The 14,307-nt window shown below is 38.2% G+C and carries 11 protein-coding genes; 3 read left to right on the top strand and 8 right to left on the bottom strand.

From position 1 onward, the window contains the following. Nucleotides 1-11 precede the first annotated feature (11 nt). Nucleotides 12-1,109 (bottom strand): PP2C family protein-serine/threonine phosphatase, encoded by a 1,098-nt coding sequence (locus EHQ62_RS18720; RefSeq protein WP_279638326.1) that lies wholly within the window; start codon nt 1,107-1,109, stop codon nt 12-14. 1,349 nt (nt 1,110-2,458) lie between these two features. Here EHQ62_RS18720 and EHQ62_RS10150 point away from each other — a divergent pair. Further along, nucleotides 2,459-4,150, top strand: coding sequence for a methyl-accepting chemotaxis protein (locus EHQ62_RS10150; RefSeq protein ID WP_135642481.1), 1,692 nt, complete (start codon nt 2,459-2,461; stop codon nt 4,148-4,150). 109 nt (nt 4,151-4,259) lie between these two features. Here the strand turns inward: EHQ62_RS10150 and EHQ62_RS10145 are convergent, their stop codons facing one another. From EHQ62_RS10145 to EHQ62_RS10130, 4 genes are all read right to left on the bottom strand, one after another. Next, nucleotides 4,260-4,697 carry a hypothetical protein gene (locus tag EHQ62_RS10145; protein WP_135642479.1) on the bottom strand — a complete coding sequence of 146 codons (438 nt, stop codon included), beginning with the start codon at nt 4,695-4,697 and terminating at the stop codon, nt 4,260-4,262. A 4-nt stretch (nt 4,698-4,701) separates the two neighbouring features. Further along, a complete protein-coding gene (locus EHQ62_RS10140; protein WP_015676506.1) occupies nt 4,702-5,967 on the bottom strand; it encodes an acetyl-CoA acetyltransferase in 1,266 nt (421 codons plus the stop codon). Between the two features lie 13 nt (nt 5,968-5,980). Next, entirely contained in the window at nt 5,981-7,291 is a 1,311-nt protein-coding gene (locus EHQ62_RS10135; protein ID WP_135642477.1) for a 3-hydroxyacyl-CoA dehydrogenase NAD-binding domain-containing protein, read from the bottom strand. 596 nt (nt 7,292-7,887) lie between these two features. Then, nucleotides 7,888-8,376, bottom strand: a complete 489-nt coding sequence (locus tag EHQ62_RS10130) for a DUF2721 domain-containing protein (protein WP_135642475.1) — start codon at nt 8,374-8,376, stop codon at nt 7,888-7,890. Between the two features lie 141 nt (nt 8,377-8,517). Between EHQ62_RS10130 and EHQ62_RS10125 the strand changes: the two genes are divergently transcribed. Continuing rightward, a complete protein-coding gene (locus tag EHQ62_RS10125) occupies nt 8,518-10,833 on the top strand; it encodes a sensor histidine kinase (protein WP_135642473.1) in 2,316 nt (771 codons plus the stop codon). A gap of 31 nt (nt 10,834-10,864) precedes the next feature. Here EHQ62_RS10125 and EHQ62_RS10120 read toward each other — a convergent pair whose 3' ends face one another. The 3 genes from EHQ62_RS10120 to EHQ62_RS10110 all read right to left on the bottom strand — a co-directional run bounded on the left by EHQ62_RS10120 (nt 10,865) and on the right by EHQ62_RS10110 (nt 13,286). Continuing rightward, complete coding sequence (locus EHQ62_RS10120) at nt 10,865-11,500, bottom strand: hypothetical protein (RefSeq protein ID WP_135642471.1); 636 nt, start codon at nt 11,498-11,500, stop codon at nt 10,865-10,867. 131 nt (nt 11,501-11,631) lie between these two features. Beyond that, nucleotides 11,632-12,285, bottom strand: coding sequence for a response regulator transcription factor (locus EHQ62_RS10115; protein WP_135642469.1), 654 nt, complete (start codon nt 12,283-12,285; stop codon nt 11,632-11,634). Nucleotides 12,286-12,359: 74 nt separating this feature from the next. Further along, complete coding sequence (locus EHQ62_RS10110; RefSeq protein WP_135642467.1) at nt 12,360-13,286, bottom strand: tRNA-dihydrouridine synthase; 927 nt, start codon at nt 13,284-13,286, stop codon at nt 12,360-12,362. A gap of 184 nt (nt 13,287-13,470) precedes the next feature. Here EHQ62_RS10110 and EHQ62_RS10105 point away from each other — a divergent pair, with 184 nt between their 5' ends. Then, the gene (locus EHQ62_RS10105) at nt 13,471-14,295 is read left to right on the top strand and encodes a hypothetical protein (RefSeq protein WP_244241733.1); all 825 of its coding nucleotides are present in this window, start codon (nt 13,471-13,473) and stop codon (nt 14,293-14,295) included. Nucleotides 14,296-14,307 lie beyond the last annotated feature (12 nt).

The raw sequence follows: 14,307 nt of genomic DNA, 5'->3' as shown, positions 1-14,307 counted from the left end.
TAAGACGGAGATTAAATCAAGAGATTCGGAAATTTTAATCTCAGAATTTGTTTCCATTTTTTTGTTCTTTCTTTTTCTTCCGGATATAAGTTTTCCCATTCTGCTAGTAATTCTTTTGCCCTTTGTGCGTTTTCTTTTTCCAAATACAAACGAATCAAATGGAAGGTATTTTTTACAGCTTTCGGTTCGCGAAGTCGAATTCGTTCTGCAATTTCAATGGCTTCATTGATTTTTCCGGCCTTTCGTAGCAAAATAGAACCTAACTCCATAAAACCAATGTCATATGGATGGCTCTCTAAATACACTTGCGCATGTTCAATCGCTTCCGAATATTCTTTTCTTTTGAAATGAAGTTTTGCTAATAATTTATGAAATCGTTTGTTTGTGACCGGTTGGCTTAGGATTTGTTTTTGAAGGGATTCTATTGCAGCATCAATATTGCCCAACTCTACATGTTTTTTTGCAGTTTGGTAGGATTTAGAAACCGTTTCGTTAAAGTTTTGGTTTCCATTTCCCTTGTAATAAACTCGAATCAAAGACAAATCATCCGTGATTTCTCCGTTTTGAGTCAAAACTTCAAAAATAGAATTCAAATCACCTTTCCCTTGTTCGACATAAGAAAGGATTAAATTTTCGTCTTGGTTGATTTGCCTTTGAGCCGATTCTTTTTGTTCGCTGAATAACAAAATATCATCCCTACCGTCAGAACCACTGATGATGGTATCTCCTGGGTACAAACGAAATGTTTTGATGAAGATTCCTGAGTTTAATCCTTTGGTTCCTAATTTTCGGTAACTCAGTTCGTTTTCCAAAAAACTTGCCTTTTCGTCCCTGTATAAAATTAACCAAGGATGTTCAGCATTGATAAAGTATAAAAACCCTGTTTCTTCTTCGATAAGTCCAATCACAAGAGAAACAAGCATACTTCCATCAAATCCTTCAAAGATCTTATGCATTTCGATGAAGGCATTCTTTAACCAACGTTCCGGTGACTGGTTGTAAGTGTTTGATGATAAATTGGTGCGCTCAATGATGGATTGAAAAACGGCACCTAACACAAGTGCGCCACCAGCCCCTTGCATGGATTTTCCCATTGCATCAGAGTTCACAAAAACTGAAAAATTTTTCCCTTGTAAAATTACATTGTGAGCGATGTTTAGATCACCACCAATTTCATATTCTTTTCCTTTAAACTCAAATTTCTTCTTTTGTTTTAAGAAAAAATCAATGGATACAACCTCACTTTTCACTTGGTTTTTCCCAAGTGGTTTGAGTAGTAGGTGGGTTAAAAAATAGTCCCCATCTTGTTGGAATTTTAGTTTTTTTACTTCTTCTAAAGAGTTTTCCAACTCTAACGTTCGTTCCTTTACTTTACTCTCCAATCCAACATTCAAAGTAAAAATCTCAGTATACATGGTATTGAGTTGTTGGATCACTCGGTTCAGGTGAAAGGATTGTTGTCCAAAGTCGTCACCAGAGGATGGCATGGAAACAACAGAAAAGTTACCTTTTGAAAGTTCGTCTAAGATGTGACTTGTTTCACTTAAGCCTTGTCTTACGGCCTTTGCCACTAAATAAGCCACAAACACCAAGGGGAAAATAAAAATAATGCCTATGATGACCACTTGTAAGGAAGGGTTTGCTACATTCAAATTTCCGTTGGCACTGGAGATGAGCATGTATCCTAAAACTGTAACAGGTAAAGCTGCAAGTGCAAAAAAAGAAATGAGAATTCGTTTGAAATAATCAAATTTTGGAATTTCATTTGGCTCAATTGCAATTGGTCGAATTAATGGGAGTTTGAATAAATTTCGGAATGCATTTTCGGAAATGAAATAATAAGCAACAAAGGAAATTGGTGGGATCATGATCATATACAGAATGAAAGTTGTCCACAAGGTGGGCCTGTACAAATCGAAGAAAGGAGTGACAAAAAATATAAGACCTACTCCCACAAACCAACGTAATATGATGATGAATCCTTCATAAAAAGGGTATCTGTATAAAAAAAGTTTTAGTTCTTTTGCTTTTTGATTGGAACCTATTGTATAAGAATCAGTTTTCTTTTCTGATTGCAGACTTTCAAATTGGATTGAAATTTTTTTTAAGACCAAGTAACGCCAAAAACATCCCCCGAGAACCATGAGGCTTCCACTTGTCACACAAATAAAGAGGAATAACAGCCATTCGCTGGCACTGTATTCTTGTGTGATGGAAGCCATATAAATCGCAAATGGAACAGGAACTAAATGAGTAAATGCTTCTAAACGAATGGTGAGAGGTAAAAATATAGTCTTAAACATGAAGTATCGAGGAATCCGTAAGTGATTTTATGAAAAAATAAAAATTGTCAAGCCAATGCACAAGAATCGTTTTTGCGTACTTCTATTTTGCTTGCTTGTTACGGGCTTTACCTAAAAACTTTCCTCCATGTCTCAAAAAATGGAACTGAAAGTGTATGCGTAAGAACCTACCCATCACAAACCACGAAGTAGAATTCCAAGAAGGAACCAAAATCACTTCGAAAACAGATTTAAAAGGCATCATCACATATGTGAACGAAGACTTCTTAAAAATTAGTGGATATACTGAAGACGAACTGATCGGGCAACCACACAATCTCATCAGGCACCCTGACATGCCACAGGAAGCATTCCGTGACCTTTGGGACACAGTGAAACTTCAAAATTCATGGGTTGGACTCGTTAAAAATCGATGCAAAAATGGGGACTATTATTGGGTGGATGCCAATGTTTCTCCCATTTACGAAGATGGAAAACACATCGGGTATATGTCGGTTCGCACAAAGGCAACCAAAAGCCAAATCAAAAACGCAGAAATCCTTTATGCAAAAATGAATTCTGGGAAATGGAAAGGAACATCCAAACCAGGAATGTTATCCGGACTTTCTTCATTATCCATTTATCTGATCCAAATCTTCGTTAGTTTCTTCCTTCTGGTACTTTTTTCTTCCTTTAGCATGGTAGAAATCAATTTTGTTTCCAAAACCTTTGTGTTTGGAATGGGATTCCTTCTTTTTGCACTCACTTCTCTTTTGGGGTTTTGGAAAATCAAAAAGAACAGACACTCATTTTTAAAACTGATCGAGTATTTAAAAAACTTATACCAAGGACACTTAAAATTTGATGTCGAGTTGGAGAATGGAGGAGATTACGCCGAAGTTTTACAACTCATCAAAAAAACGCAATTTGAGTTTCGGGGTATGATTTCGCAACTCATCGGCAATGCTGAAATTGTCAAAACACAAATCAAAGGCCTCACAAAAGCCGTTGAACACATCCATGTTGCTTTCAATGAGTTATCACTTGCTATGCATTCACTTTCTAATTCAAGTAATGTGACAAGAGAGAGTTCTGAATCTATCTTTCACCAAATGGATGCTTTAAACCATCTAATCTTAAGCATTCGATCTGAATCCAAAGCGGTCAAATTGGAATCAAATCTTGCCCATCAAATTGCGATGCAGGGCAAAAACCGATCGGATACTGCGATGGCACAATTTTTTAAAGCAAAAAATCAGATTTTTAAAACTTCAGAGTCCATAAAAGATTTAGGCGAAAAAACAAAAGCCATCCGAAAAATTACAGAAACGATCGCGGCCATATCTGAAAAAACCAACTTACTATCGTTAAATGCATCTATCGAATCTGCAAGGGCTGGAGATGCTGGCAAAGGATTTGCAGTTGTTGCCGGTGAGGTTGGTCTGCTCGCAGAACAATCTAAGAAATCTGCCAAAGAGATTTCTGTATTCATCAATGAACTCACAACGAAGATCTTACAAACCGTCTCTGATATCGAAGAAGGATTATCTGAGGTGGAACTTGGCTCAAGAGAATTTGAAACCGTTCAAACAGAGATGGAAAAAATCCTGAGTAACTCGGAAGTCACCAAAGCAAGTTCAGAAAAGATCAGTGGTTCAACGGAAGGTACAGAAGAAAAATCATCAAGTGTTCTTAAGAATATGGAGAATATCCAAAATCAATTGACCCATACTTCATCGATAGTGGAAGAATTATCAGCTGCTGCAAGCGAACAAAAACAGACAGTAGCTGCCATAGAAGAATCCATCTCGAACCTAGATCAGGTGGCCGACAGACTTGATTCAGTTGCCTTCCGGTTTCAGTTTTAACTTTGCTTTAATGGACGTTTCGAAATATGATGGGAACAAACCTTACGTATCCATTTGCCTTCACAAGTGGATAGGTTAGGTTGTTGCTAAGTACTTTGTTTGAGATTCTTTATCCTTCTTCGTTCCAACCTACCGAATAAATCACAGCAGTGGATATTGTAAAAAGAGAATAGTACGCAACCCAAACCCAAACCAATTGAGAAGGAAAAAAATTGGTTAAAGATATGGTCCAAAGCATAGGGGATACAAATCCAATGATGGAAACTAAAATTCCCACAAAAAAACCACCCACAAGGCCTTGTGGTAGGGATTCCTTCATCAGTGCATACAAAAAACCGAATGCAAGAGTGAATGTTAGATCGCTGAACACAGGTCCTAACCAAAAAACATCTGTTATGGGAACAAACATCTCTTTTAATGTTGGATCAAAGTAAAACTTTGCAAAAAATAACATACGAAGGGGGATGGATACCGCTTCCCAAAATGAAAAGGCAAGGAGGAACCGGACTAAAATCCGATTCCATTTTTCTGTATTCAGCGAACTCACTGGTTTACTTTCCTAAGATGAACACGAAGTTCGTCGTAGCAGATCCACCAATGTTGAGCATAAGACCGTTCTTTGCTCCTTTCACTTGGTAATCACCCGCTGTGTTTGTGACTTGTTTGTAAAGGTCGAGCATCATACGAACGCCAGATGCGCCCACAGGGTGACCCACACCGATAAGACCACCGGATGGATTGATTGGTTTTTTACCACCAAAGTCAATCGTTCCTTCTTCAATGGCAATGTGTTCTTTTCCTGGCTCTGAGATTCCAAATGCAGAAATCGCAGCATACTCAGAAGAAGTGAAACAGTCATGTGTTTCAAACACATCAATGTTTTTTACATCCAGGTCAGCACGTTTGTAAGCATCTTTTACCGTTTGGCGAGTCCATGGAAGGATGTATTTGTCCCCAACGGATTCTTGTTTTTTTGCTTCAAAGGTAATTGGTGCCACTCGGTGGCCCCAACCCTTAACACGAGGGATGTCATCGATTTTACGACCAGTTTTTTTAGCGTATTCTTTTGTGTAGTCTTTAGAAGCAAGGATCGTCACCGCAGCACCGTCTGTTACTTGTGAACAGTCTGTGATACAAAGCCTTCCACCCACTGCCATGTTGTTTGCACCACCACGAGCCATCGCATGTTCTTTGTTCATGAACCATGTACGAGTTTGTGCTTTTGGGTTTCGTTTTGCGTTTGCGTAATTGATACGAGAAATTTCAGCTAATGCATCCATAAAACGTTCTTCTTTGAGTTCGTATCTTTCTAAGATTACATCTGCCAGTTTTCCGAAAAGTTTTGGGAAAGGAAATTGCACTCCTTTCGCTTCTTTATCATAATAAGCAGCCGTTCCAAGGAAGTCACCACCCACAGAAGAAGAAACAGTTTTCATCACTTCCACACCAAGGACGATCGCGAGATCGTAATCTTCCGCACGGATATGTGTGATGGCAGCATCAAGGGCAACGGAACCAGAAGCACAAGCGGCTTCGTAACGAGCACCAGGCACACCAAAAAGAGCAGGGTTTACTTCTGTTAAAAATGCCCCCAAGTGTCCTTGGTTTGCATACTGTTCAGCATCAAAGTTTCCAACAAAGACAGCCACGCGGTTTTCTTTGTTCAATCGTTTGATTTCATCATAACTAATGCCAACTTTTTCAAGAGCATCATCTAAAACTTCACGCATCATGGACATGAAGGTTTTTCCTTCTTTGGTCCAGTTTCTTTGGAAGTCGGTTTGTTCTCCGCCTAATACGAATACTTTTTCACTCATATGATACTCCTAATTAACCTTTGAAGAGAGACCTTGCATCAAGTTTGTCGCCAAGTTCGTAGAACTTTTTGCCTTCTTTTGCATCTTTTAAAAGTTTTGGAACTGGTATTTTAGACGCTTCCATAAGCTTAATTGTTTCCTTTGGTCCACCAAGGAAATCGACAAATGCAGAAGCAGGAACCCAGTTAAAACCAAATCCCATCGCACCATCAGTGTTTTCTTTTGTATCCACAACTTCTCCTACGAGAGAGAGCGAATAACTGATGTAACGTGAAATGAAGTAACGAGCGATTTCAGCTTCAAAACCGGATGCGTTTTTCACAACGTCCATAGCACCCTTGTAGTCAGAGTCTTTGATTTTTTGGCGCGCTTCTTTGATAAAAGGAATATCAAATTTTGGGTACGGATCGTACTCACCAGTTTTGATATTATAAACAAACTTCTCACGTTTTCCGTCAGCGTGTTTCACAACTTTTGTGAGACCACCACCAGATTTCATACCAAGTTTGCCTGCATCGATTAATTTTTGGAAGTAACCAGGCAGTTTGAATGTTTCGTGTGCTTCGTCTTTTGTATTGTCGTAAATATTGTCTACGATCGCTTTGTGAACATCTAGTCCCACAAAGTCAGCAGTAGCGAGTGGTCCCATCGCACGTCCAGTATAACCAGACATGATTTCGTCCATAAGGGCGATGCCACCTTTGTCAGCATACTTTTCTGCAAAATGAGCCACTTCGTTCATCAACTGGAATCCAATGCGGTTTCCAGCGAAAGCAGGAGTATCGTTTGTATACACCACAGCTCGACCGAGAACTTTTTCTAAGTATTCGCCTAACGCTTGTGTGACTTTTTTATCATTCCCTGCGTGGGTGACGAGCTCGCAAAGGATCATTTTATATGGAGGGTTAAAAAAATGGGTTCCGTAGTAGTGTTTTTGGCCATCTTCATCGTACGCTTTTGCCAAACGACCAATGGAAAGTCCAGAAGACACAGTGGAGACAATGGTTCCAGGACGACGAGCCTTTGCAATACGAGTATTGATCGGTTCTTTGACTTCGTAACTTTCCGCCACGAGTTCGAATACCCAATCTGACTCTGCGACAGCTTTTTCCAGATCCGCATCGTAGGAACCAGGGATCATTCTTGCGCGAATGGTATCCGTTTTTACGGATGCGACAGCGGCTTCGATACCCTGTTTTGCTTTTTCAACATCTCTAGCGAGCATATGGACTTTAGCACCACCGAAGGCAGCAATGACGCCCGCACTTCCAGAACCCATGGCTCCGTTGGCACCTAAAATCGTGACAGTTTTGATTTCTCTCATGAAGGAATTTCCGAATCTAAGTTTTTACTTACCTTTGTAGAAATGCGAGGTACCCCGAAAATCGTTTTTTTTTGTCAGATTTGTTACAAAAGAGGGTCGAAGGGGGTGAGCAAGTGGGTACACTTTCCCCGCCCGATTTGAGGGTGGGGAACTAGACCCGCCGCCCAATGTGTTCCCTATACCATACCCCTGTTTTTTTGGCACGCCCATTCCCAAAACCCGAGATTTTCTTTCCCAAAAGTTCATAGTTTGGCCATTCGGGCACCCGGGCGGGCTCCTCCGGGGTCCGCTAAACGCTCCCGTCTTCGGTTGGCTGAAGTGGCCACCGAAGACCAAGCCCTACGGATCCCTGGTGCGGATCTAAGTGAGGACCGGAAATTTGCATTTGATGATCTGAGAAGTGTCAGAGAAAATCCAAGCGCCATTGGAACTAAATCTGTCGATCTAGCGTCGTAAGTTGTGAAAACACTTTCACAAAGCAAACGATTGCAGCGGACGAGAAAGTCTGGCATTCATGATTTCTTTGCATTCATTTGGTGAGGAGGCACCCAAAAGGAAAACGAAACCTTCCTTTTGGAAACCGTAACTGTCCTTTCTTATTTTTCTTGAAGTTCTCGTTCCAAAAATTCTACGAACTCAATTTGTCGATTGATGAATGTTAGGTTGTATCTGCTTTCATAAAATAGTAAGGCACTTGCAATGAATAAACACACGCCACCTAGTATCGCGACAATAGTTGCAAACCAAGTTTGCTGTTTTGCAAATGCAAGTGTAAATGCTAAAGTTAAACTTGAGATAATAAATAAGGACGTGGCTAAATACAAAAATGCCATCGAACGTTGGATGAGTACAGCTCTCTTTTTTTGCACAGAAAGTTGATGGCGCATGTACACCAATCTTTCTTTTTGATAATTTCTTTTTCCATCTAACAATAACTCTACTTCTGATTTTAAAAGATTCACTCGGTCAAAAATTCGCCCAAGCCGATTCGCAGTAGAAAAAATCAAACTGGCACAGGCGGAAACAAGGACGGCAGGGGTGATCATTCCAGATAGGATTTCAGAACTTGTAAAAGAATCGAACATAGGAATAAAATTAGAAAGTTGTTTGGATTTGAAAAGTAAAAACTAAATCAATATTTTAGGTGAAAAAATATTGACTCAGTCAGTTTTAAGAACTACACCTAACACTGATTGAAATCGAAAATTATCATTCCGTCCTTGATTATGGGATTTCTTCTCACCTTTTTGATAGGCTGTGAACTTCCCAAGTCAAATCAAACCAGTTTTGATGCTAAGGAAGGTATACTTGATCTAAGCGATGCTTCTTTTGACAGCGAAATGATTTATCCACTTGCAGGGGAATGGAAATTTTATTGGAAACAATGGATTGGTTCAGAAGCCATTCGAAATAAAGAAACAGAAGCTTTTATCTGGAAACAATCTCCATCGGTTTGGAATGATACGTTGTTTGGAAACGAAACTATCGAGAGTTATGGATATGCCACATATGAACTAGAGATTCGGCTAAAAAGTTTACGATCAGACCTTGCTATTTTTATTCCAGATATCGGTACCGCCTATCAACTTTATGTGAATGGTCAAATTCTCACATCAGTGGGAAAGATTGGAATCACAAAGAACGAAGTACATCCTAAATACAAACCACAAATTGTTTTATTACCTGCGAGCAAAACCTATCAATTGAAACTTTATGTTTCCAACTTTCACAATCGTTGGGGTGGGTATTGGTATCCAATTTTACTGGGAAAAGCAGAAACCATTTTTCAGAAAAAACAAAGGCAAATTGGTTTTACAATAGCTGTTTGTATTGCCGCCGCATTGATGGCATGTTATAACATCATCTTTTTTTACTTTCGTAGAACAGATATCACTCCTCTTTTGTTTTCTCTCCATTGTCTCATGATTTTATTTAGGGCATTGACAACGGGAGAAAGGTTAGGGCATTTATTTTCTGATTCTCTTTCTTGGGATTTATTGAATCGGATCGAATATTTTTCCGTATTTTTAACAGCGCCAGTTTTATATGCTTTTTTATATAGAATCATTCCAAGTTTATTTTGGAAACGATTTGGGAAATATTTTAATACACCTCTTTATTTTATGTGTTTATTGGCTTTGGTCGCTCCGAATGCAGTGTATGCATTTTTTCTAAACTATATCATTTTGTACATATACCTTACAGTCGTTCCCATTTGGTTTTTCATTTTGTTAAAGGCAGTGTTGGATAAAGAAAAAGATGCAGTTGGTCTGTTTGTCAGTTATGTGGCGATTATGGTTGCTAATAGTAACGATACACTGGTTACTTTTGGAATTATGAATGGACCTTTTTTAATTCCCTATAGCCAGATATTTTTAATTTTTTCTCACTCTATCATCATTTCAAAACGATATTCAAATTCTTTGCTTATTTCGGAAGAATTGTCCATTCAAATGAAACAGTTGGTGGTTTCGACTCAAAAAATCATGTCATCTAGGGACGATGTTGACGCCGTAAAATCTGCTTTAGATATATTAAAATCTAAAATTGGAAATGGAGAATCCATTTATCTTTATATCACAAACCAATCAATGGGGAAAGGAAAAGTACATTCAATTGATTCTGGCTTAAGGTTTCAAACAAACGATTTTACTTTGGAAGATTTAAAAAATTTGGTGCAGATCGAATTACATCAATTTCAAGAACCAATTGTTCGATTGAATCGAATTTTGATTCCCTTCAACCAGAATGGAATTTTGCAAATGGTTTTAGATCTGCCCAGAAATCAGTTTTCAAAGGGAGAATCCGATTTGGATTGGGCAAAAACCATTGCTTACGCTTTGGTCTTATCCATCCAAAATTTGAATCGACATGATCTTGAAAAGTATGCAGTGATCGGTGAACTTTCTTCAGAAATTGCGCACGATATTGGAAATCATGTGATGTTGATCCGAAAAAGTTTAGAGTTATTGGAAGTGCATTCTCGCGCTCAAGAGATGGTGTTAAACCAAACTAAACAGGAAATTGACGTATTATCGAACCTTTCCGTTGACATTCTGGAATTTTCTAAAAAAAATATTGTTTTAGACCTGAAGCTAACGGATATTAACACACTTTATCTAAGCATCGTTGACGATCTCTCTCTATTATTTAACAATAGCAGAATTCAGTTCCGACATTCAAATTCTGTATCGAATCTCAAAATTCAAATTGATTCACTTCGAATTAGAAGGCTTTGTATCAACATTGCAAAAAACAGCTTAGACTTAGGGTCAAATATTACAGAATTCGTTTTATCCTTACATTCAGAAAATTCAACCTTGTATCTGATGATAGAAGATGACGGTCCAGGTATGAGTGATGAAATGAAACTTAGAGTTTTGGATTCAAAAATTGAATCCAAAAAAACTTTTGGTGCAGGTTTAGGATTGTCGATAGTGAGAAAAATTGTTTTAGCCCATGGAGGTGAACTTTTATTAACTGACAGACCTTCTGGTGGGCTTAGATTTACAATCTTACTTCCGTTCACTGAACAGAAGTAAGTGCCATGACTAAATCAAATAGTTTCTTTAATTATTGGCAGATTCCGAGGGAACCACTGTATTCAATTGTTGTTGGATTTCCAAATCCAAAGCTTACTTGTGTTGCCCAACCTCTATTATCATATGTGTATGTATTGGCTCCATCTGCTACCGTTTTGGGAATGGTCCTACCTGATTCGTAAGTATAGGTGATTGTATTCCCGATGGAATTGGACTTAGGAAATCCGTTTGCATCGTAATTTGAATAAGTAGCTGCCGGTGATGATACCGATTGCAATTGGTTGGAAGCATTATACACAAAATTTGTTTCAGTTGTACCTTCCACTCGTTTCTGTAATCCACGTTGAACATGTTGGTTAGAAAAAGAAGGTGGATCTACAACACTCAGCTTCGCTAATTCAGCCGATAAATAAGTTCGAGTGACTGTATTACCACCATCTTTCGGAACACAAGTATACACTTTTCCACTCACAGAACAATTGTAAGTTGTGGTTGTTGCCGAGTTTCCATCTTTAACAACTGCTTGCTCTGGGACAGAAAAACAATTTGAAAGACTTGCAAGTACAAGTCCTGCTAATAAAGTTTGATCATTTTTTTCTTCTGAATTACAGTTTTGAAAAGAAAGTGTCACTAACATCAGATAAATTGTAAATTTTACCGTTTTCATATAAACTCCCAATTGATTCGTCTCCGAATCTCTTTAAGAGTGTAGCTAACATTTACAAAATATACTACTTCGGTTCTTACGTAGCTTGGTAAACTTTTCTCCGTATTCATACGGAGAAAACTCAAAATATTTTAGATTAATTTTGATAATTGCAATTGGTGCAGAATTTTTGCAAATTCGATCGTTGAGTGGATCTCAAATTTTTGCATGATTGCGGATCGGTGTGATTCGACAGTACGAATACTGATCTGGAGTTCATCAGCAATTTCTCTATTTAGTTTTCCAGATTTCAAATGATGTAAAATATCTAATTCTCGTTTCGATAAACCATTTAATTTTTGAATCAATACATCGTTGGTTGCGATTTTATTTTGTAAAGTGCCGACTTCCTGTGGAAAAATTTTATTACCTTGGAATACACTTTTAATTGTGCCTAGAATATTGACCGTTGTTTCCGTTTTCAGGACGTAACCATCCGCTCCAGAATTGGCTGCTTTTTGTAAATAATCCCAATCGCGATGCATTGTAAAAAAAATGATTTTGAGGAGTGGGAATTTTTGTTTTATATTTTTTAATTCGTTAATTCCATTTTCATCTTTAAGTGAAATATCCATAATCAGAACATCCACTGTTTTAAATTTCATTCGGTTCAAACCATCTTGAATAGAATCACTGGAGCCAACAAATTTAAATCCAGAATCCGATTCAATTTCCGCCTGCAGTCCCTTTCGTAAAATTGGGTGGTCATCGATAACAAAAACTGAAATTTGAGTTTTAGAAGACAAGTGGATACCCTATTGGATTGGCATTTCAAATTTTAAAATGAAAACAAGCAGAAAATTTTATGGGAAATTTCTTTTTACTTCCAATAACTTTCAAAGTCTTCTGTTCGTTTGAATCTTTTTACAATTTCAAAGTCTCTTTCCGCTTCCACATATTGTTTGGATAGATAATGTAACCATTGTTTAATGCGACCTGCGCGACTCGTGACATCCATATCCAATTCCAACCTATCCCAATATTTTTGTAAAATTCCTTTGGTTTCGAGCCAAGGAAGTGGATCCTTTTGTTTTTTTCGGATCATCAGGGCAAGAGAAGGATTTGCGACAGCACCTCGTCCAATCATGATGTCATTAGATCCAGAAATTTCCATACACCGGATGGCATCCGTTACACTCCAAATTTCCCCATTCGCGACAACTGGAACGTTTACTGTTTCAATGATTTTATGGATCCATTCCCAGTAGGCAGGTGGTTTGTATCCGTCGGTTTTCGTTCTGGCATGAACCACTATTTCTTCGGCTCCACCATCTTCCAATGCTTTGGCACAAACAAGCGCTTGTTCTGTGGAATCAAATCCTAATCGCATTTTAGCAGTGACAGGGATATGGGCAGGAACAGCTCTCCTAACAGCCTTTACAATCGAAAACATAAGCTCTGGTTCTTTTAGAAGTGCAGCACCTCCACGATTACGATTCACTGTTGGTGCTGGGCATCCAAAATTCAAATCAATGCCATAGGCACCAAGAGATGCTACCATACTTGCATTTTCAGCCATACAATTGATGTCGGAACCTAACAACTGTATTTTGACAGGTATTCCAGCTAATGTTCTGCAGTTTTGGTGTAGTTCAGGCACAAAACGATAGATTCGATGAGCAGGAAGTAAGGTATCATTCACTCGAATGAATTCACTCACACATTCGTCGTACCCTCCAACGCCTGTAAGAGTATCACGAAGTCTGTAGTCTAGAAGCCCCTCCATCGGAGCAAGTAAGATGCGCATAAAAATGATAAAGAATTTAGGGGGTGATTTGAAGGAAAACCACTCATTCCATTCATGTCAATTGGTTTACTGTATCAAATTCTTCCTCTCGAAAGAAAAATGGATTGTTTCGTTAGGGACAAATGAATACAATTCCTAACGACCTATGAAAGCCGTTACAAAATATTTCCTGATATGCTTCATTTTGATCTTTATCAATTTCTGTTTTACGAAAGAGGTAATCATTCCAAAAGACAATTTGCACCTTGTTGTTGCTCCACCTGTTTATGCCAATACTTTCGAAACAAATTCGTATCTCTTTCCCGTATTTTCAGAAATCAAAAATCGGCCTGATACAAAGGGTAAGGTATATCATACTATTCTAAAAGATAAAGAAAAAAATCGTATCTTACGTTCTATTACAATTTTGGTAGACGACCACTCTTTAAAATTAAAACCAGAAGAATACCTTCACTATCCAGTTTATTATGCAAACTCCACTTCCAGAAGTTTTCGTGTATGGCACCATTATAACATGACGTATGACATTCGACGTGCGGCCGATAATTCTCCGGTGTATGTTCCCGTTTATACATCAGCAAGTGTTGCCTCATTTGCTGCGTTTGGTGTTTTTTATGTAGCTTCAACAGGAACTGCATTCATTTTAGGCCTAGGAAAAGGGACCTATGAATTTACAGAAGACATCATGGAAGGAATTTCAATCAGCCAAGAAGAGGTTGTACTTGCGTATAACGACTATTCGTATGATGATCTGGGTCGTGTCACAAAAATTACAACGTATTTGCCATATCGATCTATTTCAAAGTCTGTCATTCCTTTATATGATAGAGAAGGCAAAAAACAAATCGGCCAAGTATTTCCATCTAACAAACCTATATTGGTCTCTCAGATGGATTTCCAATACAACAAAGGGAATCAAAATCCTAAATCTGTGAATTTTATAGAATACTTACCTAATAAAAACCAAAAGTTAGTTCGTTTGCCATTGAAAACAAATGAGGAAAATTAAAGTGAATTGTTG

Source organism: Leptospira jelokensis, assembly GCF_004769635.1.
Classification (GTDB): domain Bacteria; phylum Spirochaetota; class Leptospiria; order Leptospirales; family Leptospiraceae; genus Leptospira_A; species Leptospira_A jelokensis.
Note: the sequence above shows the minus strand (reverse complement) of the source record. Positions and strands in the feature narration are given on the sequence as shown.